This window comes from Nodosilinea sp. FACHB-141 (assembly GCF_014696135.1).
Lineage (GTDB): Bacteria > Cyanobacteriota > Cyanobacteriia > Phormidesmidales > Phormidesmidaceae > Nodosilinea.
This window is the reverse complement of the sequence record NZ_JACJPP010000004.1, coordinates 83,873-110,423: the sequence shown is the minus strand read 5'-3', so window position 1 is coordinate 110,423 and position 26,551 is coordinate 83,873. Positions and strand designations below refer to the sequence as shown.

Below are 26,551 nucleotides of genomic sequence, written 5' to 3'. Positions count from 1 at the left end.
ACTTGGCCAGCCTTACTCTCGCCTGTCGCTGATGCGGTGAGACGGTTTTGGATTAAAACTGAAATACATTCACCAGCAGATGATCCACGTCAAAACAAAGATTGATAGTAGATTGTGAAGCTTGGATTATTAGCACTCTTAGCATTGAAGCCATGGCCTAGCGGTTACCTTTCACCGCAGCAGCTGGTCGATCATGCGGTTAGCCTGCGACTCATAGCTACCGCCAAACAGGGTGAAGTGGTTGAGAACGTGATACAGGTTGTAGAGCGTTTTGCGGGTCTTATAGCCCTGGCCTAGGGGATAGACCGCATTGTACGCCTCATAAAACGCAGCGGGAAAGCGGCCAAATAGCTCGGTCATAGCGATGTCTACCTCGCGATCGCCAAAATACGTCGCCGGGTCCAAAATCACTGGCTCTCCGTCTTTCGTCACCGCCGCATTGCCCGACCACAGATCGCCATGCACCAGGGCCGGAACCGGGTCATGGCCCGCCAACAAATCCGGTAAAGCCATCAGCAACTCGTGCTGACGCGGAAACCGACCCCCGCGACGACCCGCTAGGCGAAACTGGTGGCGCAACCGGTGCTCGCGATAAAACTCCAACCAGGTCGCCGTCCGAGGGTTGGGCTGCGGGGTGGCACCAATGGTGTTGCTCTGGTGCCAGCCAAAACCTTTCTCGCTGGTCACCCGGTGCATCGCCGCCAGGGCCTCGCCCATACGGCTCCAGGCGTCGCCGCCACCGCTGCCCAGCTCTAGCCACTCCATGGCGATGTAGGCCGACCCATCCACCGTGCCCCAGCAGATTGGCTTGGGCACCCGAATGGTCTGGCTGTCATACATATCCTTCAGGCCCAGGGCCTCGGCCTCAAACATCGTCACCTGCGACGCCTGATTGAGCTTGAGAAAATATGATTGGTTACCGTCACTCACTTGATAGGCCTGGTTGATGCAACCGCCCCCCACCGATCGCCGGTCGGCAATGGTAAAGGCAGTGCCGGTCTTAGCGCCAATGTGCTGGGCGATCGCAGTCCACATAGCTGCCCGTCCTAAGCCGCCGGCTGTAGGGCAACCACCCCATAGGCCTCGCTGGAGAGATAGCGCTGGGCCGACTGCAACACGTCCTTGACGCCCAGATTTTGAATATAGGCCGGGTAGTTGAGCCCTTCAGTGATGTCGCCCGTTAGGGTCTGGTAGTAACCGTAAAGCCCGGCGCGATCGCTCGGCGTTTCGTTGGCAAAGATAAACCGGTTGGCTACCTGGGTTTGCACGCGGCTCAGTTCTGTGGGGCTGACAGGCTCCTCCATCACGGTGGCAATGTGCTGGGCGATCGCCCCCTCCACCTGATCTAAATCTTCGGCGGGCAGCTGGGCCGACACCATAAACGCCCCCTGGTGGGCCATGGTCATGTTGGTACAGCTAATGCTGGTCACCAGCTTGCGCTCTTCCCGCAGATCGCGCACCAGGCGTGAGGTTAGCCCCCGCCCCAAAATTGAGGCCAAGATATCGAGGCCGTAGGTGTCCTCTAGGTGAGTCACCCCTGGCACTCGCCAGGCCATCACCAGACGTGCCTGAGCCATGGCCGGATCGGCGTGGGTTGCCCGCCGCACGGTCGTAAAGGGGGGCTCTAGGTCGTCGGGCAGTAGCGGCTTGAACCGTTCAATAGTGCTGGCGGTGTCTGGCGGTGTGGGGCGCTGGGCCATGGCTTGCTCAAAGCCCTCAGCCACCGTGGCAATCAGGGTTTCTACCGGCAGGTTGCCCACCGCTACCGCCGTCATGCTCTGGGGCTGATACCAAGTGCTGTGGAACTCTCGCATTTGTGCCGGGGTGAGCCCCTCGACCACGGTGGTCGGCCCTAGCACCGGGCGACGGTAGGGCAGCCGGTCAAACACCAGCTCCATGGTGCGGGAATAGGTACGGCGGCGGGGGTTATCGTCTGCGCGGCGAATTTCTTCCAAAATCACCGGACGCTCGCGCTCAAAATCATGGTCGCTGAGGCGCGGAGCCATCACCATCTGAATTTGCAGCGGGGCCAGGGCGGCGAAGTCTTGGGGCGCTGTGGTGATGTAGTACTTGGTGTAGTCTTGGCTGGTGGCAGCGTTGGTCAAGGCCCCGCGCTCTTCCACTTGGCGCTCAAACTCACCGCAGCGCAGCTGCTGAGTGCCCTTAAAGATCATGTGCTCTAGAAAGTGGGCCATGCCGTTGATGGCGTCGCTTTCTACCGCTGAGCCTACCCGCAGCCACAGGCTCAGGTTGACAACCTCTAAGGGCATTTGCTCAGCAATGACCGTAAGGCCGTTGGGTAAGCGACGAATGGTGGGTGAAACCAGGCGGGAGGGCAAATCTGCGGTTGCTGAGAGCAAAGCCATGGAGATAATAAGCCACCAGAAAAGACATTAAGCTTTGAATATCTTAACGACTGAATCGTCTGCCTGGAAAAAACCTTCTGCTGGGTTTGTCAAGGCGGTGTTGACTTAGCCTTGCCAGGGGCAAATCGCAACCTCACCTTAGAAGAGTAGACAAAAATTACTGGTCATCCTGCGGGGTAGCAGTTGAAACCTTGGTTAGGGACGAACTTTGGCTGTGCCAAATCGAACTGCCAGGGCGTAGCTCTCGCCGATCGCGCGGCTGGCTATGGCGATTGGCCGGGCTATAGGGGTTAAATCTATGCTCCACGGTGGGCAAAATGGTAGAACCTGGCCAAAACTCAATGGCCCATTATTCCGAAAGTATTGTAAATTCCTGGTATGCGGACTGCTCCGGGGAGGTCATATGGGAACCTGGATTAAAGAAACAGACATTGCAATTTACCTGATGCAGGGAGGCTACTGGATCTCTCGCATCACGAAATATCCGTCGAGCAATAATCCCAAGGAGCAGGTAGTCAACGTTGGCAGCGTCAAGACATGGTTTCAGCGGGATGATTATCCACGTGCCATGACGGTGTCTATCGGCACTGGGGGGCCTGAGCCCCAGCCCATGCCGCCCGCGCCACCCCCACCGCCCCCACCGCCTCCGGGCAACACCATCAACGCCGCTGGGCTAGCGATTGTTAAGGGGTTTGAGGGCCTGAGCCTCAGCGCCTACCCCGACCCCGGCACCGGTGGTGAACCCTGGACCATTGGCTATGGCCATACCTCCTCCGCGGGGGCACCGCAGGTCTACCGCGGGCTTACCATTACCCGGGCCGAGGCCGAAGAGATTCTCAAGCGCGACCTCAAAAAGTATGAAAAGGCCGTCTCCGATGCTGTGACTCGCACCCTGACCAGCGACCAGTTTTCGGCGCTGGTGTCGTTTACCTTCAACGTCGGCCCCAGCAATTTGCAGTCGTCTACCTTGCTGAAGAAGCTCAACGCCGGAGACGTGGCCGGGGCGTCGGAGGAGTTCGCCAAGTGGATCTATGCTGGGGGCAACGTGATGCCTGGCCTACAGCGCCGCCGCAAGGCTGAGCGAGCCCTGTTTCGCAGTGAAAACTGGCAGCAGTTTCTTTAGCCTGTTTATGGGCGGCCTGCTCCAACTTATGTATAAAGACGGCGAGGCTATAGCCCTCGGTGCGATCGCGCTGAGGGCTTCGCTATGCTGGTGGGTGCCTAGCCCTGCAGCTACCAGAGTTACCTGGGGGTAATTACCATAGAACACATTAAGACCTATGAACGGTCACCCCGTATACGGTTGCGGGGTGGGAAGAATGAGTTGGGAATGCCTCTGGTTTGTGTAGCCCCCACAGGCTGCCTCGCCCCTAGAAACGTCTTGTATGACCGATGATTGGACTTCTTTGCCTGATTCCGATCCTGTAGTGGGTGCTCCCAATGCCCGGACAGGCGATGACCAAACCGGCGATTTACAGATGTCGGAGCAGCATTTTTGGGCGGTGATCGAAGCGATGGCCATGGCGGGGCTAGTGGTCGATGCCAGTGGCCAAATTTTGCTTTGTAACGATTACCTGCTCAATCTCACCGGCTGGCAACGCCACGAAGTTGTGGGTGGCAACTGGTTTGAGCTGTTTATCCCCGCTGGCGATCGCCAGGCGCTGAGTGAGCTATTACGAGCCGCCGTGGGCCAGAGCCAAGGGGCTGTTCGCCATGAGACTGAAATTCTCACCCGCAGCGGCGATCGCCGCCTGATCGCTTGGAACACCACCGTTTTGACCAGCGCCCGCGGCCTGGTGCAGCGGTTCACCAGCATTGGGCCAGACGTGACCCATCAGCGCCAGGCTGACCAGCGCTTGCAACGCCGCCTACAGCCGGTGCTGGCTAACCTGCCGGGGGTTGTGTTGCGCTACGTGCAGCACCCCTCCGGGGCCGACGACATCACCTACGTCAGCCCCGGCTGTGTCGACATGTGGGAGCTAGAGCTCGAGCAGCTGCGCGGCCAGCCCCAGCGGCTCTGGCTGTCTATTCATCCCGACGATCGCAGCACTGTGCAGGAGCTGCTCCAGCGTTCTGGCGCTACCCTCACTCCCTGGTTCTGCGAATGGCGGCTGCTCACTCCCTCGGGGCGGCAGACCTGGCTCCAGGGCATGGGTTGCCCAGAAAGCTTTGCCAACGGCGACATTGCTTGGGATATTGTTGTGCTCGATATCAGCGATCGCAAACATACTGAGCAGGCCCTAGTCAGCGCTAACCAGCAGATGCAGGCGTTTATCGACAACTCTCCGGCTCTGGTCAGCATCTTTGATGCCACTGGACGCTATCGGCGAGTCAATCAGGCCACCGCTGCCCAGTTTGGCTTGCATCCTGAGGATGTGGTGGGGCGTTCCTTTGCCGATCTGCTGCCGCCTTCGGTGTTGAGCGTTTTTATGGAGCGGGTGCAGCACATCGTCACCACCCAGACCTCCCTAACCGTAGAAGATACGCTGCATCTTCAGGGGGAGCAGCGGGTGTTTAGCTCGGTACTGTTCCCCGTGAGCCTGGAGGCCGATGGCACCCCCATTTTGGGGTCAGTGGCCACCGATATCACTCCCCTTGCCAAGGCCCAGGAGGCGCTGCGCCGCCAGGCCGAAGAAGAGCATCTGATTCGCACCATTACCCAACACATTCACCAATCTCTAGATGTCGAGCAGATCTTGCAGACCACCGTTACCGAGGTGCGGCAGTTTTTGCAGACCGACCGAGTGCTCATCTACCGCTTTAATCCCGACCTCAGCGGCACTATGGCGGTTGAAGCGGTGCTGCCCCCTTGGGATGCAACCCTTGGCCTCACCGTAGAAGACACCTGTTTCTTAACCAAGCCAGGCTTGGCCCACCGCTACCGTCGAGGCCGCACCCACCATATCGACAATTTGGCTGAGGCCACCATCGACCCCTGCTACCGCGCGTTGCTGAAGCGCTTTCAGGTGCAGGCCAATCTGGTTGTGCCGATCAACTGTGGCAGCCATCTCTGGGGATTGCTGTGCGCTCACCACTGCCGCGGCCCGCGGCAGTGGCAGCCCAAGGAGCGCGCCCTGTTATCTCAGCTGGCTGATCAAGTGGCGATCGCCCTCCAGCAGAGCCAGCTGCTGGCTCAGACCAGCGCCCTGGCCCAGCAGGAAAAGTTGCTCAACAACATCATCAGCGCCATTAGCGACAGTCTGGAGCTGGAGACGCTGCTCCAGCGGGCGGCGACTGAAATGCTACACACCTTCGCCGCCAGTCGCGGCCTGGTGATTCTCTGTCAGGCGACCGACCAGGTGTTGGTGCACACCAACACGGCCAGCATGCCCGGTTTCGATAGTTTACAGGGGCAGGTAGTTCCCATTGAGGGCAACCCCCATGCCCAGCGGGTGTTGGCTGAGGAGCTGCCGGTGGTCGTAGACGATGTCAGGGCTGACCCGATGCTGCTGCCCAACCTGGCCCTGGCTCAAGAGCTGAATATCGGGGCGATTCTGGCAGTCTCCATTCGCTACCGGGGCGAGGTCAAAGGCATCTTGAGTGTCCATCAATGCCCTGGCCCCCGCTGCTGGAGCGAGGCCGAAATCAAACTCATTAAGCGGTTGGCCGACCATTTGGCGATCGCCATTCACCAGGCCGAGCTCTATGCCCAGGCCCAGATCGAGTTGACCGAGCGCAAGCGCCTGGAGGCCCAGCTGCGCTACGATGCCTCCCACGATCGCCTCACCGGGCTGCCCAACCGGACGCTGTTCCTAGAACGGCTGGCTCAGGCGCTTGAGCACCTGCACCACCACTGCACCAACCATTGTTCTTCAGTGGGCGCTACCTTTGATGGCGCGCCCGACCTCTGCTGCGATTCCGGGACGGATACTTGTTTCGAGTCGGTTCCAGAACGCTGCGCGAATCGCCAGTTTGCCCTGCTGTTTCTCGACCTCGATCGCTTCAAAGTGATCAACGACAGTCTGGGTCACGCCATGGGCGATCAACTGCTTCAGGTGGTGGCCCAACGACTGCAAACCTGCCTGCGCCCAGCAGATGTGGCCGCCCGTTTGGGGGGCGACGAATTTGTGGTGCTGCTGTCTAATATCAGCGATGCCGCTGTTGCCGTCACCATGGCCCAGCGCATTCATGCCATTCTCGAAAGCCCGGTGCTGCTCCAGGGGCATGAGGTCTTTGTCCACGCCAGCATTGGTATCGCCCTCAGCGCCACCACCTACACCGACCCCAACCAAATGCTGCGCGATGCCGATATCGCCATGTATAAAGCCAAGGGCAGCAACCGCGAATACGCTATTTTTGACGCTCCCATGCACACCCTGGTGATGCAGCAGATGGAGCTTGAGAACGACCTGCGCCGAGCCCTAGAGCGGGGTGAACTGCGGCTTTACTATCAGCCCATCGTCAATTTGGCCACCGGCACGGTGCAGGGATTTGAGGCTTTGGTGCGGTGGCAGCATCCCCGCCGGGGGCTGGTGCCTCCCCTCGACTTTATCCCCGTTGCCGAAAACACTGGATTAATTACTGCCCTCGACCTGTGGACCCTAAACGAGGCCTGCCGTCAGCTGAGCTATTGGCATCGAGAGCTGCCCCACAGTCAACCTCTCACCGTCAGCGTCAATCTCTCCGGTAAGCAATTTGTGCGCCCTGACCTGATTCAGCAAATAGACGCTGCCCTGAGCCGCAATCACCTGCAGGGACAGCACCTGAAGGTTGAAATCACTGAAAGCGTGCTGATTCAAAATGCTCAGATGGCCATCGATCTGCTCAAACAGCTGCGCCAGCGCCGCATCCAGATCTGTATGGATGACTTTGGTACCGGCTACTCATCCCTCAGCTACCTGCATCGATTTCCCATCGACGTGCTCAAAATTGACAAGTCGTTTATTACCCACCTGCATCGCTCTGACCCCAGCACGGACGACTACGAAATTGTCAAAGCCATCATCAGCTTGGCCACCAACCTCAATTTGACGGTGGTGGCCGAGGGCATTGAAACCGCCGAGCAGGCGGCTTACCTTCAGGCCCACCAGTGTCAGGGAGGGCAGGGCTATTACTTCTCTTCGCCCCTCTCAGTGAAGGATGCAACGGCATTCATTGCCCAACTGCCCGCTCCCAACCTCGACCCTGCTAAAACGGAAACGGCTTGTAAGGAATCCACTGGGCCCACAGCTTAGCCAGGGTGCCGTTCATAATTAGCTGATTGATCGCCTGATTGAGGGCCTCCAGCAGTTCCCGGTTGCCTGGCAACACCCCAACGCCAAAGGGGTGTTGGGTGGGAATTTGAAAAGCTACTCGCAGACTAGTAGTGTCGGCCTCGGCGGTAAGTAGCAGCAGGGCATCGCCCACCAGGGCATCGATCGCGCCCTGGCCCAGGGCCGTCAGCAAGGTAGGTCGGGTGTGGTCGGCCCCTTCGAACGGCACCCATTCTAGGTCAGGCAAAGCTTCAGTGAGAATGAGTGGGCTGCTGCCCGCCAGGGAGCCGAGCCGCTTGCCCGATAGGTCTTCCATCGTCTGGATAGGGCTGTCTTCGCGCACTAGCACGGCCTCGTCAAAGCGACCGTAGGGGCGGGTAAAGTCGGCCCAGGCGCGGCGATCTTGGGTAATAGCCTGGCTAAACCACACCACGTCGTAATCGCCAGTGCTAAGGGTGGGGTAAAACTCTTCGGGTGGGCAGTCAAACCACACCGGCACCAACCCCAGGGCCTCGCTCACCGCCCGCGCCACAGCCGGTTCGTAGCCCTGGCGATCGCCATCTTGCACAAAACTCATCGGCCGGGCATCGAAATCGTTAGCAATGATGGAAAGCTGCCCAGGGCGAACGGTGGTAAAGTCCATGACCAGATAAAAGGAACGTAGGGCTATTGTGACACCAAACCCAGTCACCCCATGGGGGCGATCGCCCCTCAGCACCGGGCGGCTTGAAATCGCTCTCTATTCGTGGAATGGTGAAGGGAGTACTGCACGCCTGCGCGAGAGTTACATGACTGTTGGTAATCCTGCTTCTGATCCGGCCTTTGAATCCCTGCGCCAGTTTCGACCCCTGCTGCTGAAGGCCCACAAAATTTTGATGGATGCTGAGAAAGACCGCTACGAGGCCAACCACGGTGCGATCGCCAACAAGGGCGACTACCTGCGTCTGGTGCTCAACCACGAGCAATTTAGCTGGCTGCGGCCTATCTCTCAACTGATTGTGCAAATCGACGAGGTGTTGATGTCAAAGCAGCCCCAGCCCCTAGATCGCGCCCCCGAATTGCTCAACCAGGCCCGTCACCTGCTCTATGACACCGAAATTGGCCAGGCGTTTCAGGACCGCACTCAATCAGTCGCCCGCCGTGACCCCGAAATGGCTGCTATAGCCCAGCGTCTGGATGAACTCATGCAGCCCTACGGCCCCCAGTCAGGGAATAGCTCGACCTGATCGGCAGCAGCCACGTGTAAGCGCCCATCCTGTGCAAAGATAATAGGGCTACAAAAAAGCAAGTTCCCACCTGGTCACCAGGCGCTAGGGAGGATTGAGTAAGAGCGAGTGTGTGCTATGAATGTTGGCGAACGCGTCCGAATCAAAGAATCGGTTATTTTTTATCACCACCCGCTGCACCGCAACGAAGCCTTCGATGCTAAAGGTTTAGAGGGAGTCGTTGTGACTATTCTCACCGACTACAAGGGTCGCCCCATCAGCCCTAACTTTCCGGTTCAGGTGGAGTTTGAGGTCGAGGGGGCTAAGCGGCCCATGCGCGCTCACCTCAAGCAAGATGAGTTAGAACTGCTCTAATCCTGGGCGCGAATCGCTCAAAAAGTTGATTGGGTTAGGCTCTGTTGCTCTCTTAGATAGAGCGACGGCTGAACCAGGTCAAAAGGTTTGTCTCTGTCCGCATCTGCTCCAGATCGCGGCGGTTTTCGGCGGCTACTTGGTCATACCACTGATAGTAAGCTTCCAGGTTGGCCCGGTGCTCAACCTCCAGGCGGAAATCTTGGGCGGCCTGCTGGAGTTCCAGGTACTCGATAATCTCCTGGAGCGTAGCCAGCGATCGCGGCGATAGGTATTCAAACATAGCGGCCCGGCGTGACACAGGGTTATCATAGCCTGCCCGCCTGGGCTGAGTAGGTGGACTCTGGATAGAGATAGCGCTCCAGAGAGAAAAATATGGTCAGCGAGTCACCCAATTCCGCTACCCTCTGACTCCCTAACTCTCTCCAGCCCCCCGCAGCCCGGCTATGGCCAGACAGGCCCAGCCCACCATCAAAGCTGCGCCGCCAATCGGGGCCACGGCCCCTAGCATAGTTTGACCCGTCAGTGCCAGGCCCCTAGCATAGTTTGACCCGTCAGTGCCAAGACATAGAGGCTGCCCGAAAATACGACCGTACCGGCGATCAAGGCCCACCCTGAGACGGCAAGCCATCCTGGGGCCGCTAGCCCTTGGTGCCGCACTAGGACCAGCAGCAGCAGAGCCAGGGCGTGGTACATCTGATAGCGGGCTGCGGTCTCAAACACCGCCAGCAGTCGATCGCTGAGCTGAGGTTTAAGGGCGTGGGTGGCAAAGGCTCCTGCGGCTACGGCGGTGCCGCCCAGCACCGCTGCGATCGCGATCCATAGCCGCTCTAGAGTCATGGCTGTCTCGTTCCTGCCTATAGCGGCCTACTGGTCTTTGACGGCTTCTAGCATGCGCGAGAAGTAAAACTGGGTCTTGGTCAAGGTGCGCCGCTCGATGCGCCAGCCTTCGGCCTCCAGCGCCTTCACAATGTCGGCCTCCCGGTGCAGATATGCACGAGTGGTTTTGCTCGGCCCCGGGAAGAATTCGCCCACCTTCTTCAGCGCGCTATAGAACAGCGTCTTGGGCGCAAAGCTCATAATCAGGCGCGACTCGGCTAGCGAACCGAGATGGCTGATCATGCCCTGCACTTTGTCCTGAGGATAGTGAATCAGCACGTCTAAGCAAATCACTGTGTGGTAGCGACCGGCCAACTCCTCCAGGTCTTTGACCTCAAAGGTAGGCAAATTTTTGCCCTCTAAAGCTACCTCCGCTCTTTGGCGGGCCTCCTCGACCATTTTGGCGGAGATGTCGCTGGCATAGACCTGCGCACCTGCCTGAGCCAGGGGAATCGTTAGACTGCCTACGCCGCAGCCCGCATCGCAGCAGCTGAGCCCAGCCAGATTGCCATCGGCCTCTAGCCAGCCCATCAGCGTGTCTACGGTCTGCTGATGACCCTTGCGAATGTCGAGCTGAACTTTATTGACTTCGCCATCGCCGTAGATGCGCTGCCAGCGGTCAAAGCCAGTGGCATTGAAGTATTCGCGAACTACGGTTTTGTCGTCAGTGGCAGTCATAGGGAGGGCTTCAGGGTTTGCTAATTTCTGTAAAATTCTATGATGTTTTGCTGCGCCAAAACGGCCCGCAACGAAACTCAACCTTCCCCCAGGCTTCTGGGGCCATCGCCTGAAACCTGCCAGTGGCATGATGGGTAGGCACTTTTCGACGGCAGCGAAGGCGATGACTAACTCTGAGATTGGCTCTGACAACAGCCCTGAAATTGGCATCATTATGGGCAGCGATTCAGACCTGCCCACCATGGCTGCCGCCATTGAGATCTGTACCGAGTTTGGGGTCGCTCACGAAGTGGCCATTGTGTCGGCCCACCGTACCCCCGAGCGCATGGTTACCTATGCTCAAACTGCCCGCGATCGCGGCCTCAAGGTGATCATTGCCGGAGCTGGAGGGGCCGCTCACCTGCCCGGCATGGTCGCTGCCCTCACCCCACTACCAGTAATCGGCGTCCCCGTAGTCAGCCGCACTATGCAAGGGCTCGATTCGCTCTACTCCATTGTGCAAATGCCAGCAGGCATTCCGGTAGCCACAGTTGCCATTGGCAATGCCATGAATGCTGGGCTGCTGGCGGTGCAGATTTTGGCTACCGATCGCCCTACCCTACTCGACCAGGTCGCCCAATATCGCCGCGCTCTTGAAGCTTCAGTGCTCGCCAAACAGCAAAAACTCGATCAGCTTGGACCCCAAAGCTACTTAGCGAATCAAGTTTAGAAGACACCAGCACCTTTTTTGACTGCAATGTTCCTTAAAACGTCTTTAACAAACAAATTAATTTGCAGTTAATTAACCCCGTGTTTTAAGGATTACATAAGGGATGTAGCAGCCTTGTGTGGTGTTGTGTATCGCCTGATACAGATTGCTTGCCTCAGAATTGATGGAATCAACTTGTTCTATTTACACGCAAATTCCTCTGCCCTTAATCTCAAAAATGTTTAGGCAGATCGGTGTGGGTTTCTAAAGGTATTTCTCGGTTGAGGTAGCCGCCGTTAGAAACTTGCAACTTTGTATGTGGTTCGCAGAATGCATCTATTCTGTGGGCCTTAGCTCCCATGCGGATCTTCTCACTGCTATGCGGCTGAGAGCACAGATCCGAAAAGCGGTAGGCCGTGTTCACTGTCTGATTGTGTTGAAGGAACGTCTGTTGAGATGTCTAATCTAGTGTTGCGTAATCGTTCTAAGTTCCGGAGGCGGTCTAAGCCGAGCTTTTGGAATGCCAATGTGCCGCCCTTTGACCAGGTGTTTAAGCGTCTATTCGCCCGGGTTGGCGGCTGGGCTTGGATAGCCTGTATCCCATTGGCGTTGATTATTCTGGCCACCTGGGGAGTCGCAGCTCACGCTCAGGAAGAGTTGACTGCTGCCGATGTGCAAGTCACCCTCAATAACATTTGGGTGCTGGTCTGTTCGTTCTTGGTCATTTTCATGAACGCCGGCTTCGCCATGGTGGAGACTGGCTTTTGCCGGCAAAAGAATGCTGTCAACGTGTTGACCAAAAACCTGATTGTGTTTGCGCTAGCCACCCTAGCCTTTTGGTTCATCGGCTTTTCGCTGATGTTTGGTGCAAATGGCAACGGCTGGGTAGGCTGGGGGAGCTTCTTCCTCGGTGGTGCCCCTGAGCTGTACGGTTTAGGTCCCGATGGCATAAACCTCACCAAGGATACGTTCTTCCTGTTCCAGGTTGCCTTCGCTGGCACTGCTGCCACCATCGTGTCTGGGGCAGTGGCCGAGCGCATCAAGTTTGTTGACTTTCTCATCTTCAGCGTTTTGCTGACCGCTATTGCCTACCCCATCACTGGCCACTGGCTCTGGGGTGGTGGCTGGCTGGCTGATCTTGGTTTCCACGACTTTGCCGGGTCTACAATTGTGCACTCTGTTGGCGGGTGGGCAGCTCTTATGGGAGCGGCTTTTCTTGGCCCCCGCATGGGTAAGTACAACTCTGATGGGCAGGTTAATGCTCTGCCTGGCCACAATTTGAGCATTGCGACCCTGGGCTGCCTCATCCTCTGGTTAGGCTGGTTTGGGTTCAACCCTGGTTCTCAGCTCGCAGCCGATTCAAACGTAGCCTATATTGCGGTTACCACCAACCTGGGTGCTGCTGCCGGTGGTGTAGCCGCTACGTTTGTCTCCTGGGCAATGAGCGGCAAGCCCGACCTGTCGATGACTATCAACGGCATTCTGGCTGGTCTGGTATCGGTTACCGCTGGCTGCTTTGTCTTTGGTTATGCAGGTGCTTTCGTGGTCGGTTTGATTGGCGGCATCCTGGTGGTGTTCGCGGTCGGCTTCTTTGACAGCATTAAGATCGACGACCCTGTGGGTGCTACCTCGGTGCACCTGGTCTGCGGCATCTGGGGCACCCTAGCCGTAGGTTTGTTTGCCAACCCCAATAACTTTACCCAAGGGGGTGAGGGTATTTCTGGGCTGTTCTACGGTGGCGGCTTAGGTCAGCTAGGGCTTCAAATTCTGGGCATCTTGACCGTTGGTTTGTTTACGGTAGTGCTGTCCACCATATTCTGGCTGGTGGTTAAGTCTGTGCTGGGCCTGCGGGTCAGCGCCGAAGAAGAGATGAAAGGGCTGGACATTGGCGAGCACGGCATGGAAGCCTACAGTGGCTTTCTCAAAGACACCAGCGATATGACTGGTGTGATGTAGCTTTCTCCAAAGCGTTAGTTCTTGCTGTGGGTTAGAACCATAGTATTTAGGCCACCTGCGCAAGCTTGCGCAGGTGTTTTTTTATTGCTGATCCGCCGGATAGAACAGGCATTCTGCCCTGACAAAGGCTGTTTTTGGCAAATGGTTACAATATATCTATCGAGAAAGGGGGTAGCTGGTAGGCTAGGTGAGAGTAACTGCTGCCGATGCGACCGGGTCTCCTGGGGGTTCTCTAGAGAGCGCCAGGGCAGAACCTTTGAATCGACGGTTCCCTGAACTGAACCATGAGCCATTCCACCTCTGTAGTGGAAGAATTGCTGACCGCAATTCCCCAGCTGAGACCTAGCCTCTACTTCAAGACTTCTCTAACCGCGTTGTCCCACGCGATGGAAGATCACGTGCTGGCGGGGACGGCGAAGTTTTTAGTGATTGCTAGCTTTCAGCAGGAGCGGTTTTATTTGCAGGAGGCTAACCGCTATCTGCGCATCGCTGAGCTGACCGATCAGGTCTATGTGTTGTCGGCCCTGGGCACCAGTTTTGCCAGTCGCTCTGAGAACTACGAAACGATCGCCTTTGACACCGACGATGCCCTTACCCAGGAGTGGCATCTGATTGTGGTGGGGGCTGACTACAGCGCCTGCTTGATCTGTCGAGAGCGATCGCCCGTACCGGCCATAGATGGCCCCCATCTCGACCAAACTCGCCGGTTTGAGGGAGTTTGGACCCAAGACCGCTACGTCAGTCAGCGGGCAGCAGACATGCTGCTCGATCGCATTGCCGGATACCGCCCTGACTTGGCTGACAAAATTGCGATCGCCCGCCAGCGTTACATCAATCCATCCCTGATGCCTACCGAACGCCTTGACGGCAGCGGTGGGCCTGATCCTTTTACCCAGCGACTGGTCACCTACCTCCAGGCAGGGCAGTACAAGCTGCTCAAAGCCTACAAGGCTATTACCGCTCAAGAGCGACGGGAGCGCTTGGTTAACTCCATTACCTCGGTGGTGCGGCAGTCTCTTAACGCCGACGAAATTTTTGCCAAAGCGGCCCAGGAGTTGGGCCAAGCGCTACACGTGTGTCGCTGCCTAATCTATCCCTGTAGCGCCACCGACGCCACGGTAGTGATTGCGCACCAGCACCTCAACAGCAAGGTCGAGTCGCTGCTGGGCGAGACCTGGCCGCTGGCCACCAATCCCCTATTTGACTACATTCAAGACACCAAAGAAATTGTCGCCATTGCCGACACCCAAGACCGCGAGTCGCCCTTTCGTTATGAGCTAGAGGCCATTCGCCCCCTGATTGAGCGGTGGCAGATTCAGTCATGGCTGATTGTGCCCCTGACATACCAAGATCGCCTAGTGGGCCTGATCGAGCTGCACCACTGCCTACCCCAGCCCTACGTATGGAGCGAAGACGACACGGCCTTGGTAGATGCGATTGCCACCCAGCTCAGCGTCGCCATTATTCAGGCTGAGGCCTACGCTAACCTACAGGATCTCAACCAGCAGCTCGAAGCCCTCGATCGCACTCGGGCCAATTTAATTGCCATTACTGGGCACGAGCTACGCACCCCGCTCTCAACTATTCAGGTCTGCCTCGAAAGCCTGGCCACTGAACCCGACATGCCCAACGAGCTGCGTCAGATTATGCTGCAATCGGCCCTAGAAGATGCCGAGCGCATGCGCAAGCTGGTACAAGACTTTCTCACCCTGTCACGGCTTGAGAGCGGTCGAGTCGAGTGGAACCTAGAGTCGCTCTCCATTCAGGAATGCGTCGATTTGGCCCTCAGCAGCATCCACGGTAGCCAAGACAGCGCCGCAACCCCCACCATCAAGGTCAAAATTCCCAAGCAGGTGCCCCTGGTGCGCGCCGACGGTGAGTGGCTGGTCGAGGTGCTGGCTAAACTGCTTGACAACGCCCAAAAATTTACCCCTACCACCGGCAAAATCATTATTCAGGTGACCCGCTCTAGCCCTACCCACCTGCAAGTTACCGTCGCCGACACCGGACGCGGCATTGAGCCCAGCCGCCTAAATGTGGTGTTCGATCGCTTTTATCAAGAAGAAGGGGCGCTGCGGCGGACTACCGGCGGTACGGGGCTAGGACTGGCCATGTGCCGTCAGATTGTGGAGGGGTTGGGGGGCACAATCTGGGCCGAATCAGAGGGTAAAAACAAGGGCAGCCAATTTCACTTCACTGTTCCCATTGCCCAGGGTAAGCTCGACAGCCGCAGCAACCGCTCCACCGGAACGGCCAAAAAACAGCCCGCTACCCTACCGGGCAATCCCTCTGTGCTGCTCGATGACTAGAGCTGAGGGGCGTCTTGGTGCCCTGCTGTTGAGCTACTAAGGCAGCTGAGGAAGGGCAAGGCGTGGCATGATGGCCGTATCTGATCAGCAGAATTAGAGCCTAGGTATGGGCGACTCTCCACAATCTAATCCCTCCAATGACAGCCCGTCGTGGGCCGCTCCGATGCTAGAGGCCTGGCAGCTGTTGCGCGATCGCATCGGTCAGCTCCGGCCTGATCAGCAGCTCAGCCGCTGGTTCAATATTGACGATGACAAAGTGGTCGAAATTTTGGCGGCGGTGCGCGAGCAGTTGCCCACCACTGAGGCCCTGCTGATTGGCAAACCTCAAGCGGGCAAAAGCTCCATCGTGCGGGGGTTAACTGGAGTTTCAGCCGATATCATCGGTCAGGGTTTCAAGCCCCACACCCAAAACACCCAGCGCTACGCCTACCCCTCTGAAGATCTGCCCCTGCTGCTCTTTACCGATACCGTAGGGCTAGGGGATGTAACCCAGGCCACCGAGGCCATCATTGCTGAGCTGGTTGACGATCTCAACAGTGAGACCCGCACGGCCCGCATTTTGGTTTTGACGGTCAAAATCAACGATTTCGCCACCGACACCCTGCGCCAAATTGCCGTCCGTTTGCGTCAGCAGTTTCCCACCGTGCCCTGCCTGCTGGTGGTCACCTCCAGCCATGAGGTCTATCCCTCAGACCAGGACAATCACCCGCCTTACCCTCCCGAGATGGAGGCCGTGCAGCGTCCTTTTCAGGCTGTGCAAGCTAATTTTGAGGGATTGGTCGATCGCACCGTGCTGATCGACTTCACCCTTGACGAAGACGGCTTCGACCCTGTGTTCTACGGCCTCGACGCGATGCGCGATGCCCTGGCCGACCTGCTACCTGAGGCCGAGGCCCAGGCGCTTTACCAACTGCTGGACGAGCAGGCCGAGGCCACCAACCAATTGGGTAACCTCTACCGCGATGTGGGGCGGCACTACATGTCAGCCTTTGCCGTTATGGCAGCCACCCTGGCGGCGGTACCTCTACCCTTTGCCACTATGCCGGTGCTGACGGCGCTTCAGGTTTCCATGGTGGTGCTGTTGGGTAAGCTCTATGGCCAAACTCTGAGCCCTTCACAAGCTGGAGGGCTAATTAGTGCGATCGCAGGTGGCTTTTTTGCCCAAGCCGTCGGGCGCGAGCTAGTCAAATTCATCCCCGGCTTTGGCAGCGTAATCGCTGCCTCCTGGGCAGCTGCCTACACCTGGGCTCTAGGCGAAGGAGCCTGCGTCTACTTCGGTGACCTAATGGGGGGGAAAAAGCCCGACCCTAAAAAGATTCAGGCTGCCATGAAAGAAGCCTTCGCCACGGCCAAAGATCGCTTCAAAGACAGCGCTTCAGAAATCAGCCCATCTGACCCTAAGGAAGTTTAGGGCTGGGTTTTATCTGCTCGACCGTCCTCACGGCGCTGGCGCAGAGCTGCCAAACCCATGCCCACTAGTCCAGGCAGCAGCGCCGGGGTCGGTACAGGGGTTGGTTCTACCTCCAAATTGACTTTAAAACCCAGCTGTCCAGGAATTAGGGTGAGGTTGGGCTGATTTCCTGGGGCAAAGCCCACTGGAAAAACCACATCGATCCAGTTGCCTGCCACTCGTGTAATCACCGGTTTGTTACCAAAAGCCAAGCTGCCTGCGAGAGGCGTAACCGTAAAGCCAGTCACGCTGTTCTGGCCTGGCAGACCAAAACTGGGCGCCTTAAATCTGTAGATGTCATCCCCAGAAGTGACATTGCTAAATAGAGAATTTAGGGTAAACGAGATCGAGTTGTTACCTAAATTAATATCCCAAATGCCACCAAATCGGCTTAATTCAGGGTTAGTGGTATCTGAGCTAACTACTACATCGATAGGCCCCTGCTCAATAGGCACACTTCCTCCGTAGGGAATCTTTGTTGATGTCCCAGGGAATACGAGAAAGTTCTCGACAGTAACTTTGCTATTCAGTGAGAATGCTTGAGCAGAATCTGTCCACGAGATACCTAGAGTCAAAGCGACACCGACCCCAAGGCCGACGCCTATGAGTCTCTCCTTCATCTGCTTCTCCAGAATGGGGGCTTTAAACAACTACGAGAGGCAGATGCACAATCCGGGTGACTCGCGGGCAAACTTGCGGCTTTATGCGCGGTTCACACTTCGCTCACGTTCTAGCAAAAAATACGGAGATGGGGCTCAGATCGAGTCAGAAAGTTTACTGAGTCTTGACAAACCCATCAGTGTTTGGGTGCAATCGCCCTCAGGTTGAAACCATGGCGGTAAAACCAACTTCTCAAAAATTTAGCTGGGCAATCTGACACAAAATCTCTCAGTCGTGTCAACCGATACAGTGTATCAACCGAGTTGCCTTCAACCTATAGACAGAAAATGTCAGGAAGGCCTGTGAGTGCTGCTCCCGCCGGTGTGGAAAGCCCCAGCGTTGATTTGCCCAACCAAACTCGGCTGCTGCTCGATTTGCAGCGGGTTAATAAAATTGCCCAACGGTTGTCGGGGTGCCTTGAGGTAGAAACCATTGCCCGATTCATTACCAATGGGTTGGTCGATCAGTTTGGCTGTGCCTTTGCTCGGATCTGGGTGGTAGAACCGGAGCAAACCGCCCTCCGACTGGTGGCATCTTCGGGACTATATACCCATACCAACGGCTCCTTTGCGCGGGTGCCCATGGGGGCCTACAAAGTCGGCAAAATTGCCCAAAACCGGGTTCCCTTTCTCAGCAATCGCCTGGCCGAAGAAGCCTGGGTTAAGGATCGAGACTGGGCGATCGCCAACAATATTCAGGGGTTTGCAGGCTATCCGCTGATGACCGACGATCGCGTCATTGGGGTGCTGGCCACCTTTAGCCGTAGCCCCATGGCCGCAGAGTTTTTAGAGGTCTTGCAGGTGCTCTGCATGACCGCCACCATTGCCCTCGACGCAGCGCTGAGCGTTGAGACCAAACGAATGGGCTCAGCGGCTGTCTTGGCCCAGCGCTCGGCTTTATCTGACCAGCTGGCAACAATTTTGAAGACCACCACAATGGCGCTGGTGGGTACCGAAATGGCGCTGCCAGCTTCTACGGGCCACCTATTTGTACAGCTAGCTGAGCTACTAGACGAATTTAACTGTGATTATGCTCGGCTGGTCTACGGTGCGACCGACGTAGCGCTAGAAGCGATCGTAGCGATACCGACTGCCGATGGAGCTCAAGCTGCTGCCGATGCGGTGGCTCAGTGGCGATCGCGCTGTCACCAACTGCGGTTTATGGCCACCTGCCTGGGGGGCAGCCTACAAACCCAGCCCGGCCCCCAGCAGCAGATGGTGCAAATTACTCTGCAAACTCCCTACACCAATGGGCGATTAGGGGCAAAGGTCAGTATTCAGTGCTCCACGGCCCTGGTACAGGTAGCCTTAACCTGCATGGCCTACAAGGCTTGGCTGACGGTGTGCGACCCCTTTGATCCAGAGGCCGTCGTGATTACCGACAGCGAACCCACCGCCCAAGAGGCGACCTGCACTATTTGGGTGCGGGTTAAGGCGTTGCCTCCACCGTCGGCTCAGGCCGTGATCGATTGGACAATAGATGTTGAGCAACTGCGACAGGTTGTTCAGCGAGTTAGCCAGGGGCAATCAGTAGAAGCAACCTCCAGCGACCCTAGCTACCCGCGTCCGTCCGAGCGAGAGCGAGAGATTATGGCGCTGCTGGCACAGGGGCTGCGCGATCGCGACATTGCCGCCCGCCTCTACATCAGCGAGAGCACGGTAAAGTTTCACATCAACAATAGCCTGACTAAGCTGCAGGCAAAAAACCGTTATCAGGCCGTCTACCAAGCCGCAATTCAGGGGTGGATTTAAATCCAAAGGGCTCTGAAGCCTACGCCTCAAGGATTTCAGCGGCTGCGAAATGGGTACAGTAACTCTACACGCGAGCGAGATACCTAGCTTTAGGAGCAAGACCCCGATGGATGATCTGATTAGCCTGCTCGTTCAAGTTCTCATTGCTATGGCCTGCGCCTTTGCCGCAAACATCTTAGTGCCTAGACAAGTGCCCGGCAAACTGTTGGGCCTAGTACTAATTGGCCTGATCGGCGTATTTGTCGGGCAATGGGTCGCCGACTACCTGCTTCAGCAATACAGCTTTAGCCTACCGTGGCTGACCTGGAGCTTCCAGGGCGTACCGCTGGTGCCATCGATCATCGGTTCGACCATTGTGCTTTATATAGTCACAGCGTTTTTAAGTTGGGGCCGCTACGGCAATCGGTAGGGCTAGCGATCGCTGTAGCGCTCTTCCGCCCACGGTTCGCCCCGCTCGTGGTAGCCGTTACGCTCCCAAAAACCCAGGGCCGGGGCCGCAAGAAACTCTACGCCGTTGACCCATTTGGCGCTTTTCCAGGCATAGAGGTGGGGTACCACTAGGCGCATAGGGCCGCCATGCTCGGCGGGCAAAGGCTCACCTTCTAGGGTGTGGGCAAAAAAGTTTTCGGGTAGAACAAAGTCGGCCAGGGTAAGGTTGGTGGTATAGCCGCCGTAGCAGTGCAGCATGACGTGGGTTGCCTCGGGCTCGATCGCCAACTGCTCCATCAAGTCGGTGACGTGCACGCCCCGCCAGGTTACATCCAGCTTTGACCAGGTCGTCACGCAGTGAAAGTCAGCGGTGAACTCCGCCTGGGGCAGTGACATCATTTCGTCCCAGGTAAAGGTTTTAGCCTGGGCCAAGCCTGTGATGCTCAAGGTCCAGTCGGCTTGAGCAACGTGGGGCGTCTCGCCGTAGGTGAGCACCGGAAAACCCTTAGCCAAATGCTGACCGGGGGGAACGCGATCGGCTAGCTCCGCGCCTGGTTTGTGGAAAAACTTGCCGGCCATGGTGCCTCGCAAATTAGGGCACCTCTATTGTTACCCAGATCTGAGTTCCTAGGCAGCGCGATCGCGAATTAGGCGCTTCAACCAGTGGCGCGATCGCACATCAACGTAAGCTTTGCAGCTAGAGCACTGGCGAATACCGCGCACCCCAATGCGCAGCAGATGTCGATTGTTGCAGTGAGGACAGGGGTGTTGCTGAGCCATAACTTATTTAGGAAGAACTGCACCAAAGTTGGTTTGTTGGGTCACTGACGTTGGCTAGGAGAGGTGCTCTGGTCACAGACCGGCCCGATCGCCCTATCGTTATTGTGATGGTTTGCCCTTGTGTCTCAGAGTGCCCAGAGACAGAGCCTAAATTGTCTATGGGTCTACCTTTACAACCGCATTGCCACAAAAAAATGCTGCACCCCAGTCATAAGACCAGAGTGCAGCGACTAATTGACTCAATAACCCGTCTGGGGCTAGTCGATTTGAGAGGACAGAACAGTGGGCAATTCAGCCACTGTCACCTGAGGAGCCACCAGCACATGGGCGTAGAGCGGCGAAGTTGGAGCAGATGCTAGCAGGGTATGCTGTACGCGACTAGCCACCTCAACAGTTTTGGCGTCGTAAACCTGAGTGGCCAGCTTTGGATAGAGGCCAATCCCAATGATCGGTACCAGCAGACAGGCCGCTACAAAGGCCTCCCGGGGGCGAATATCAATGATGTTGGGTACCTTAGCCACTACCTTACCCGCGTCACCGTAGAAAATGCGGCGCAGCATAGAGAGTAGATAAATGGGCGACAGCACCACCCCAACAGCAGCACCAATAATAATTACGGTCTTGAAGGTCGTGCTGTAGACATCGCTAGTGGCCATACCGAGGAACACCGCGATCTCGCTGACAAACCCGCTCATGCCGGGCAGGGCCAGCGATGCCATAGAAGCAGCGGTAAAGAAGGCGAAGCTGGTGGGCATCTTGCGAGCGATGCCACCCATCTCATCCATATCGAGGGTGTGGGTGCGCTCGTAGGTCACCCCAGACAAAAAGAACATCACCGCCGCGATCAGCCCGTGGGAAATCATTTGCAGCATAGCGCCGCTCATACCCAGGGTGGTGAAGGCCGAGCAGCCAATCAGCACAAAGCCCATGTGGGCCACTGATGAGTAGGCCATGCGGCGCTTGAGGTTGTCTTGGCCAAAGGCGGTCATCGACGCATAGATGACGTTGACCACGCCGAGAATCGCCAGGAAAGGCGCGAAATAGAGATGGGCATCGGGCAGCATCTCAATGTTCATGCGAATCAGGCCATAGCCCGCCATCTTGAGCAGGACCCCGGCCAAGATCATTGACACGGCGGCGGGGGCTTCGCTGTGGGCGTCGGGTAGCCAGGTGTGCAGCGGAAAAATCGGTAACTTAACTGCAAAGGCTACTAAGAAAGCTGCGTAGACTAGGAGTTGGAATGTGAGGCTGTAGTCTTTCTGGGCCAGTTCCGTCAGGTTAAAGGTAACGGTATCGCCGTAGAACGCCATGGCTAGGGCTGCTACCAGAATGAAGACAGAACCGATGGCAGTGTAGAGAATAAATTTAGTGGCGGCGTAGAGGCGCTTTTTACCGCCCCAGATGGAAATTAGCAGGTAAACCGGCACCAGCTCTAATTCCCACATTAAGAAGAACATCACCAAGTCCTGGGCCAAAAAGACCCCAACCTGGGCGCTATACATCACCAGCAGCAGGCTGAAGTAGAGGCGAGGACGGTGGGTAATATTCCACGAAGCCAAAATAGCCAGGGTCGTCACCAGACCACTCAGCACCACCAGCGGCATTGCTAGGCCATCGGCTCCAAGTGACCAGGTGATGCCCACCTGAGGTACCCAGTCATAGCTTTCTACCAGCTGTAGACCGGGCTGGTTGAGATTGTAGAAGTTAATAAACGTGTAGAGAATTAGCGAAAACTCGATGAAGCCAATGCCCAGGGCGTACCAGCGGAGAGTTTGCCCATTGCGATTGGGCAGGACCGGTATCGGCAAAATCGCCAGTAAAGGCAATAAAACTAGGGTCGTTAGCCACGGAAATTGCTCGGTTAGCATGACAATTCGCGTGAGTAGTACTACAGAAACAGCCAGCGCATTCAGATTCCGGTTTTAGTGTCTGATTCGAGGCGGACACACCCCCTTGGGCGTAGTCATCTAGATAAGACGAGCTACAAATGCTGTTCGCGGCGGCCTACCCTAGGCAGGAGGTCGGAGGACTTCAGCGAGCGAGCCGTAGCCTAAAAGGCACGACGAAGTAACAAACCGGACTGCAAGATCGATAGAGAGATATACCTATCTTTGCGCCCGTCCCTAGTATAGGAAACTTAATAAACATTTGATAAGTAATTTCCGCCCAAAATCGCAAAATATTGATGTCTGAGGGCCAGCTATGAAGGCTACGCAAGCATCTCAGGCGCTTTTCGCACTTGAATTAATTAGAGCGAGCACTCACATTTAGATACGTCAATACCTAAAACGTTACATTTGCCCGCGCTTATCTAAATCGCAGATGGATTGGTGTTTCCTGATGGCCGGGATTCTTGTGGCATCAAGAAGTCTTGATTTATTGAGCCGTCGGTCGGGACGCGACTCAGCACTTTGCAATGTGTTGGGGAGCTGGCAGTCCAATGTAGCTAGATAGGGCTTACCTGGGCTCCAGTAATTTCTAGGCTAAGCACATGGGTTGTGGTTGACTGCCCAGCATTGGCCCATGCTGCAGTCATAGCGTCGCCCACCGCAGCGCTTTGGTCGACAGGTGTGAGGGCTAGCAGCGTGGGGCCAGCACCACTAATGACAAGGCCGTAGGCTCCGGCCTCGGCAGCGGCGGTTGAGACAGCCTCATAGCCGGGAATTAGAGACTGTCGATAGGGCTGGTGGATGCGATCGCCCAAGGCCACCCGCAGCCAGTCGCCCCGACCGCTCTCTAACCCTCGCAGCAGTAATCCGAGGTGAGCAGTATTGAAAATAGCGTCGGCCCGGCTATAGCTGGCTGGCAAGACCTTACGGGCGGCAGCGGTGGAAAGCTCAAAGTCGGGCACAATCACCACCGGCACAATATCAGAGTGCCAAGGAATGGGGCATAGGGTAGCGGTACCGTCAGCATTGCCGACAGCTAGCTGGCAGCCCCCTACTAGGGCAGGTACGACATTGTCGGGGTGGCCCTCTAGGGCGATCGCCATCTCCACTACCGCCGAACGATTAAGGGGCCGTTCGCACAGCGCATTCGCCCCCAGCAGCCCGCCCACAATGGCGGTAGACGAGCTACCCAACCCACGCGCTAGGGGAACGGCCAGATCAATCTCAATCTCCACCGCGGGCACTGCCAACCCCTGCTGCTTATAAAAGTGGGCAAAGGCTTTGTAAACCAAGTTAGACTCGTCCGTCGCCACCCGGTCGGCCTCTAGTCCGCTCACTGCGATCGCTACTGTTCCCGCCGCCTGATCGAGGGCCGTAAAGCGAAAGCGGTTATAGAGCGTCAGCGCGGCTCCCAAACAGTCGAAGCCAGGGCCAATGTTGGCAGTGGTGGCGGGCACAGTAACAGAGATGGGCGTTGACACCACAAAAGCCTCCGGCGGGCGTGGAACATTTAGGCCAAGGATACTATCACTTTTTGGGAAGCCTCTGTCAGACTGAAAGTAAGGCCGGGGGGCGAATAGGTCCTGAATATGGGAAATCCAAGATTTTTGTTATGAACGCAAACTCAGTCATTCAAAATGGTGTACTGGCTCTAGGGCTTGGTCTTGGGATTTTGGCGGCGATCGCCCCTGCCCAGGCGGAACCCGTAGATGCTGTTGTCGAACCCGTTGCTCAAGGTACTGAACAGCTGGTCTTACCCTTTACCGACGTGTCGCCCGACCACTGGGCCTACGAGGCTCTGCTGAATCTGGCCGGGACTTATGGCTGCGTCAGCGGCTACCCCGACGGCACCTTTCGGGGCGAAGACACCGTCACCCGCTACGAGTTCGCTGCCGGTATGGACTCCTGCCTGAGCGTACTGACTAATCTAGCGCAGCAACAGCAGCAGACCCGCGATCAAGAGGTGCGATCGCTGATCGACGCCATGGAGCAATCGCTCAGCGACCTGCGCGAGCTTGAGGCTGACTTGCCTGAAGCAACCTAGGGCTAGAAGTCTTCGCGGGCGGCGATCGCCCCCGCCACCCGCTCCACCACCTCAGCCATGGGCAGAGCACCTAGCTCTCCCTGGGCGCGGGTGCGAATGTTGAGGGCATTGGCCTCCAACTCCTTCGCACCGACTACGGCCATGATCGGGATCTTGGCCTTTTCGGCATTGCGCACCATCTTGCCGAGGCGATCGCCGCTGGCATCAACCTCCACCCGAACACCCCTAGCTAAGAGCTGATCAGCAACGGATTGAGCAAAACCCAGCTGTTCCTCCGTGACAGGCAGCAGGCGCATCTGCACCGGAGCCAGCCACAGCGGAAAGTCGCCCGCATATTCCTCAATCAAAATGCCAATCAGCCGCTCTAGCGAACCAAAGGGAGCGCGGTGAATCATCACTGGGCGCTGGCGCGAGCCGTCTTCGGCTACGTATTCCAGGTCAAAGCGCTCGGGTAGATTGTAGTCAACCTGCACCGTGCCCAACTGCCACTCCCGCTCTAGGGCATCTCGAAAGATGAAGTCGAGCTTAGGGCCGTAAAAAGCTGCCTCTCCCGGCGCCTCGAAATAGTCCATCCCAAGCGTCTGAACAGCCCGGCGAATGGCATTTTGAGAGGTTCCCCACACCTCGTCACCCCCGATGTATTTGGTCGACTCAGGGTCACGGAAGCTGAGTCGTGCCTTGAAGTTTTTCAGCTTCAGGCTGCGAAACACCGAGAGAATCAGATCTACCACCTTGAGGAACTCGTCGTCGAGCTGCTCAGGGCGCACAAACAGGTGGGAGTCGTCTACCGTAAAGCCCCGCACTCGGGTGAGCCCGCCCAGTTCTCCCGATTGCTCATAGCGATACACTGTGCCAAACTCCGCTAGACGCAGGGGCAGCTCTCGATACGATCGCAATTCACTCTTATAGATCTGAATATGGAAGGGACAGTTCATGGGCTTCATCACAAAGCCCTCCTCAGCTAGGCGAGCCGCATCATCGTCCGCCATCAGCGGAAACATGTCTTCCCGGTAGTTCTGCCAGTGCCCCGAGGTTTTGAATAGGTCTACCCGGGCGATATGGGGGGTAACTACGCCTAGATATCCCCGCTTAGTTTGCTCCTCTTTCAGGAAGGTTTCCAGCGTAGAGCGCAGCACTGTGCCCTTAGGTGTCCACAGGGGCAGACCTGGCCCAACGTCGTCAGCAAAAATAAACAGCCCTAGCTCTTTGCCCAGTTTGCGGTGGTCGCGGCGCTTAGCCTCTTCCCGGCGGCGCTTGTACTCCTGAAGCTGCTCAGGAGTTTCCCAAGCGGTGCCATAGATGCGCTGAAGCTGGGCTCGGTTTTCATCGCCGCGCCAGTAGGCTCCCGCCACACTTTCTAACTCAAAAGCCTTGGGGTTCAAGTCGGTAGTGCTAGCCACGTGGGGCCCCGCGCAGAGATCCCACCACTGGTCACCCAGATGGTAAAGCGTAATCGGATCTTTTAGATCTTGTAGAATTTCGAGTTTGTAGGGTTCGCCCAAGGCCTCAATGCGGCGCTGGGCTTCTTCGCGGGTGACGGTTTCCTGAGTTACTGGCAGCCCTTTGTTGATGATCTTGATCATCTCTTTCTTGATTGCTTTCAGGTCTTGGTCAGTGAAGGGCTCAGGGCTATCAAAGTCATAGTAGAAGCCGTAGTCGATCGAGGGGCCGATGGTCACCTGCGTCTTAGGAAACAACGTCTGTACCGCCATGGCCATAACGTGGGAAAAGGTGTGGCGGATGCGCTGAAGCGCCTCTGACTCGCTGGTGCGGGGCAGAAGCATGGGTACAGTAGACTCGGGTGCAGACAAATCAGTTTGAGCCATTGGTCAACGCTGAAGGCAAAAAAGAATGTAGCCTCTAGTTTAGCGACTATCGGGTAAACCCAAAGCTACAACCACTG

General features: G+C 56.9%; 23 protein-coding genes. 11 read left to right on the top strand and 12 right to left on the bottom strand.

Annotated elements, in window-relative coordinates; all coding sequences use genetic code 11:
• Nucleotides 1-171: 171 nt before the first annotated feature.
• Both H6F59_RS01825 and H6F59_RS01820 read right to left on the bottom strand, forming a co-directional pair.
• Entirely contained in the window at nt 172-1,035 is an 864-nt protein-coding gene (locus H6F59_RS01825; RefSeq protein WP_190694669.1) for a fructosamine kinase family protein, read from the bottom strand.
• An 11-nt stretch (nt 1,036-1,046) separates the two neighbouring features.
• Nucleotides 1,047-2,366: a pitrilysin family protein gene (locus H6F59_RS01820; protein WP_190694667.1), complete on the bottom strand. Its 1,320-nt coding sequence runs from the start codon at nt 2,364-2,366 to the stop codon at nt 1,047-1,049.
• 610 nt (nt 2,367-2,976) lie between these two features.
• Between H6F59_RS01820 and H6F59_RS01815 the strand changes: the two genes are divergently transcribed.
• Nucleotides 2,977-3,489, top strand: a complete 513-nt coding sequence (locus H6F59_RS01815) for a lysozyme (protein WP_279308336.1) — start codon at nt 2,977-2,979, stop codon at nt 3,487-3,489.
• Nucleotides 3,490-3,751: 262 nt separating this feature from the next.
• Nucleotides 3,752-7,540, top strand: coding sequence for an EAL domain-containing protein (locus tag H6F59_RS01810; protein ID WP_190694663.1), 3,789 nt, complete (start codon nt 3,752-3,754; stop codon nt 7,538-7,540).
• Here H6F59_RS01810 and H6F59_RS01805 read toward each other — a convergent pair.
• Nucleotides 7,494-8,201, bottom strand: coding sequence for an ABC transporter substrate-binding protein (locus tag H6F59_RS01805; RefSeq protein ID WP_190694661.1), 708 nt, complete (start codon nt 8,199-8,201; stop codon nt 7,494-7,496). The genes H6F59_RS01810 and H6F59_RS01805 overlap by 47 nt on opposite strands.
• Nucleotides 8,202-8,229: 28 nt before the next feature.
• Between H6F59_RS01805 and H6F59_RS01800 the strand changes: the two genes are divergently transcribed.
• Both H6F59_RS01800 and H6F59_RS01795 read left to right on the top strand, forming a co-directional pair.
• Nucleotides 8,230-8,784 carry a hypothetical protein gene (locus H6F59_RS01800; protein ID WP_190694659.1) on the top strand — a complete coding sequence of 185 codons (555 nt, stop codon included), beginning with the start codon at nt 8,230-8,232 and terminating at the stop codon, nt 8,782-8,784.
• Between the two features lie 117 nt (nt 8,785-8,901).
• Nucleotides 8,902-9,138: a ferredoxin-thioredoxin reductase variable chain gene (locus H6F59_RS01795; protein ID WP_190515220.1), complete on the top strand. Its 237-nt coding sequence runs from the start codon at nt 8,902-8,904 to the stop codon at nt 9,136-9,138.
• Between the two features lie 52 nt (nt 9,139-9,190).
• Here the strand turns inward: H6F59_RS01795 and H6F59_RS01790 are convergent, their stop codons facing one another.
• The 3 genes from H6F59_RS01790 to bchM all read right to left on the bottom strand — a co-directional run bounded on the left by H6F59_RS01790 (nt 9,191) and on the right by bchM (nt 10,692).
• Complete coding sequence (locus H6F59_RS01790; RefSeq protein WP_190694656.1) at nt 9,191-9,436, bottom strand: hypothetical protein; 246 nt, start codon at nt 9,434-9,436, stop codon at nt 9,191-9,193.
• Nucleotides 9,437-9,657: 221 nt separating this feature from the next.
• Complete coding sequence (locus tag H6F59_RS01785) at nt 9,658-9,975, bottom strand: DUF423 domain-containing protein (RefSeq protein WP_242021210.1); 318 nt, start codon at nt 9,973-9,975, stop codon at nt 9,658-9,660.
• Nucleotides 9,976-10,002: 27 nt separating this feature from the next.
• Nucleotides 10,003-10,692: a magnesium protoporphyrin IX methyltransferase gene (bchM, locus tag H6F59_RS01780; protein WP_190694654.1), complete on the bottom strand. Its 690-nt coding sequence runs from the start codon at nt 10,690-10,692 to the stop codon at nt 10,003-10,005.
• 163 nt (nt 10,693-10,855) lie between these two features.
• Here bchM and purE point away from each other — a divergent pair, with 163 nt between their 5' ends.
• The 4 genes from purE (at nt 10,856) to H6F59_RS01760 (ending at nt 17,056) form a co-directional block, all read left to right on the top strand.
• Complete coding sequence (gene purE, locus H6F59_RS01775; RefSeq protein ID WP_190694652.1) at nt 10,856-11,401, top strand: 5-(carboxyamino)imidazole ribonucleotide mutase; 546 nt, start codon at nt 10,856-10,858, stop codon at nt 11,399-11,401.
• Between the two features lie 435 nt (nt 11,402-11,836).
• Entirely contained in the window at nt 11,837-13,336 is a 1,500-nt protein-coding gene (locus tag H6F59_RS01770) for an ammonium transporter (RefSeq protein WP_190694651.1), read from the top strand.
• Between the two features lie 284 nt (nt 13,337-13,620).
• Entirely contained in the window at nt 13,621-15,645 is a 2,025-nt protein-coding gene (locus H6F59_RS01765; protein WP_190694649.1) for a DICT sensory domain-containing protein, read from the top strand.
• A 106-nt stretch (nt 15,646-15,751) separates the two neighbouring features.
• Entirely contained in the window at nt 15,752-17,056 is a 1,305-nt protein-coding gene (locus H6F59_RS01760; RefSeq protein WP_190694646.1) for a GTPase, read from the top strand.
• On the opposite strand, the gene H6F59_RS27215 is transcribed toward H6F59_RS01760, so the two are convergent.
• Nucleotides 17,053-17,274, bottom strand: coding sequence for a PTPA-CTERM sorting domain-containing protein (locus H6F59_RS27215; RefSeq protein WP_190694644.1), 222 nt, complete (start codon nt 17,272-17,274; stop codon nt 17,053-17,055). The genes H6F59_RS01760 and H6F59_RS27215 overlap by 4 nt on opposite strands.
• A gap of 783 nt (nt 17,275-18,057) precedes the next feature.
• Here H6F59_RS27215 and H6F59_RS26655 point away from each other — a divergent pair.
• Nucleotides 18,058-19,506, top strand: a complete 1,449-nt coding sequence (locus tag H6F59_RS26655; protein WP_313887083.1) for a LuxR C-terminal-related transcriptional regulator — start codon at nt 18,058-18,060, stop codon at nt 19,504-19,506.
• Nucleotides 19,507-19,612: 106 nt separating this feature from the next.
• Nucleotides 19,613-19,915 (top strand): hypothetical protein, encoded by a 303-nt coding sequence (locus tag H6F59_RS01745; protein ID WP_190694640.1) that lies wholly within the window; start codon nt 19,613-19,615, stop codon nt 19,913-19,915.
• Between the two features lie 2 nt (nt 19,916-19,917).
• Here the strand turns inward: H6F59_RS01745 and H6F59_RS01740 are convergent, their stop codons facing one another.
• From H6F59_RS01740 to thrB, 4 genes are all read right to left on the bottom strand, one after another.
• Nucleotides 19,918-20,514 carry a sulfite oxidase-like oxidoreductase gene (locus H6F59_RS01740; RefSeq protein ID WP_190694638.1) on the bottom strand — a complete coding sequence of 199 codons (597 nt, stop codon included), beginning with the start codon at nt 20,512-20,514 and terminating at the stop codon, nt 19,918-19,920.
• A gap of 48 nt (nt 20,515-20,562) precedes the next feature.
• Nucleotides 20,563-20,715 carry a transposase gene (locus tag H6F59_RS01735; protein WP_190515185.1) on the bottom strand — a complete coding sequence of 51 codons (153 nt, stop codon included), beginning with the start codon at nt 20,713-20,715 and terminating at the stop codon, nt 20,563-20,565.
• A gap of 257 nt (nt 20,716-20,972) precedes the next feature.
• Nucleotides 20,973-22,583, bottom strand: coding sequence for an NAD(P)H-quinone oxidoreductase subunit 4 (locus H6F59_RS01730; protein ID WP_190515183.1), 1,611 nt, complete (start codon nt 22,581-22,583; stop codon nt 20,973-20,975).
• A gap of 578 nt (nt 22,584-23,161) precedes the next feature.
• Nucleotides 23,162-24,088 (bottom strand): homoserine kinase, encoded by a 927-nt coding sequence (gene thrB / locus H6F59_RS01725; RefSeq protein ID WP_190694635.1) that lies wholly within the window; start codon nt 24,086-24,088, stop codon nt 23,162-23,164.
• A gap of 128 nt (nt 24,089-24,216) precedes the next feature.
• Between thrB and H6F59_RS01720 the strand changes: the two genes are divergently transcribed.
• On the top strand, nt 24,217-24,648 hold the full coding sequence (locus H6F59_RS01720) for an S-layer homology domain-containing protein (RefSeq protein WP_190694633.1): 432 nt from the start codon (nt 24,217-24,219) through the stop codon (nt 24,646-24,648).
• A 2-nt stretch (nt 24,649-24,650) separates the two neighbouring features.
• Here H6F59_RS01720 and thrS read toward each other — a convergent pair whose 3' ends face one another.
• Nucleotides 24,651-26,474 (bottom strand): threonine--tRNA ligase, encoded by a 1,824-nt coding sequence (gene thrS / locus H6F59_RS01715; RefSeq protein ID WP_190694631.1) that lies wholly within the window; start codon nt 26,472-26,474, stop codon nt 24,651-24,653.
• Between the last annotated feature and the right edge of the window lie 77 nt (nt 26,475-26,551).

Bases quoted from the DNA above. Each gene is read 5' to 3' on its own strand.
- H6F59_RS01805 (WP_190694661.1), bottom strand. From the start codon at position 8,201: ATGGACTTTACCACCGTTCGCCCTGGGCAGCTTTCCATCATTGCTAAC.
- thrS (WP_190694631.1), bottom strand. From the start codon at position 26,474: ATGGCTCAAACTGATTTGTCTGCACCCGAGTCTACTGTACCCATGCTT.
- H6F59_RS01820 (WP_190694667.1), bottom strand. From the start codon at position 2,366: ATGGCTTTGCTCTCAGCAACCGCAGATTTGCCCTCCCGCCTGGTTTCA.
- H6F59_RS01795 (WP_190515220.1), top strand. From the start codon at position 8,902: ATGAATGTTGGCGAACGCGTCCGAATCAAAGAATCGGTTATTTTTTAT.
- bchM (WP_190694654.1), bottom strand. From the start codon at position 10,692: ATGACTGCCACTGACGACAAAACCGTAGTTCGCGAATACTTCAATGCC.
- H6F59_RS01730 (WP_190515183.1), bottom strand. From the start codon at position 22,583: ATGCTAACCGAGCAATTTCCGTGGCTAACGACCCTAGTTTTATTGCCT.
- H6F59_RS01740 (WP_190694638.1), bottom strand. From the start codon at position 20,514: ATGGCCGGCAAGTTTTTCCACAAACCAGGCGCGGAGCTAGCCGATCGC.
- H6F59_RS01720 (WP_190694633.1), top strand. From the start codon at position 24,217: ATGAACGCAAACTCAGTCATTCAAAATGGTGTACTGGCTCTAGGGCTT.
- H6F59_RS01785 (WP_242021210.1), bottom strand. From the start codon at position 9,975: ATGACTCTAGAGCGGCTATGGATCGCGATCGCAGCGGTGCTGGGCGGC.
- H6F59_RS01810 (WP_190694663.1), top strand. From the start codon at position 3,752: ATGACCGATGATTGGACTTCTTTGCCTGATTCCGATCCTGTAGTGGGT.
- H6F59_RS01735 (WP_190515185.1), bottom strand. From the start codon at position 20,715: ATGGCTCAGCAACACCCCTGTCCTCACTGCAACAATCGACATCTGCTG.
- H6F59_RS01815 (WP_279308336.1), top strand. From the start codon at position 2,977: ATGCCGCCCGCGCCACCCCCACCGCCCCCACCGCCTCCGGGCAACACC.
- purE (WP_190694652.1), top strand. From the start codon at position 10,856: ATGACTAACTCTGAGATTGGCTCTGACAACAGCCCTGAAATTGGCATC.
- H6F59_RS01760 (WP_190694646.1), top strand. From the start codon at position 15,752: ATGGGCGACTCTCCACAATCTAATCCCTCCAATGACAGCCCGTCGTGG.
- H6F59_RS01745 (WP_190694640.1), top strand. From the start codon at position 19,613: ATGGATGATCTGATTAGCCTGCTCGTTCAAGTTCTCATTGCTATGGCC.
- H6F59_RS01770 (WP_190694651.1), top strand. From the start codon at position 11,837: ATGTCTAATCTAGTGTTGCGTAATCGTTCTAAGTTCCGGAGGCGGTCT.
- H6F59_RS01765 (WP_190694649.1), top strand. From the start codon at position 13,621: ATGAGCCATTCCACCTCTGTAGTGGAAGAATTGCTGACCGCAATTCCC.
- H6F59_RS01825 (WP_190694669.1), bottom strand. From the start codon at position 1,035: ATGTGGACTGCGATCGCCCAGCACATTGGCGCTAAGACCGGCACTGCC.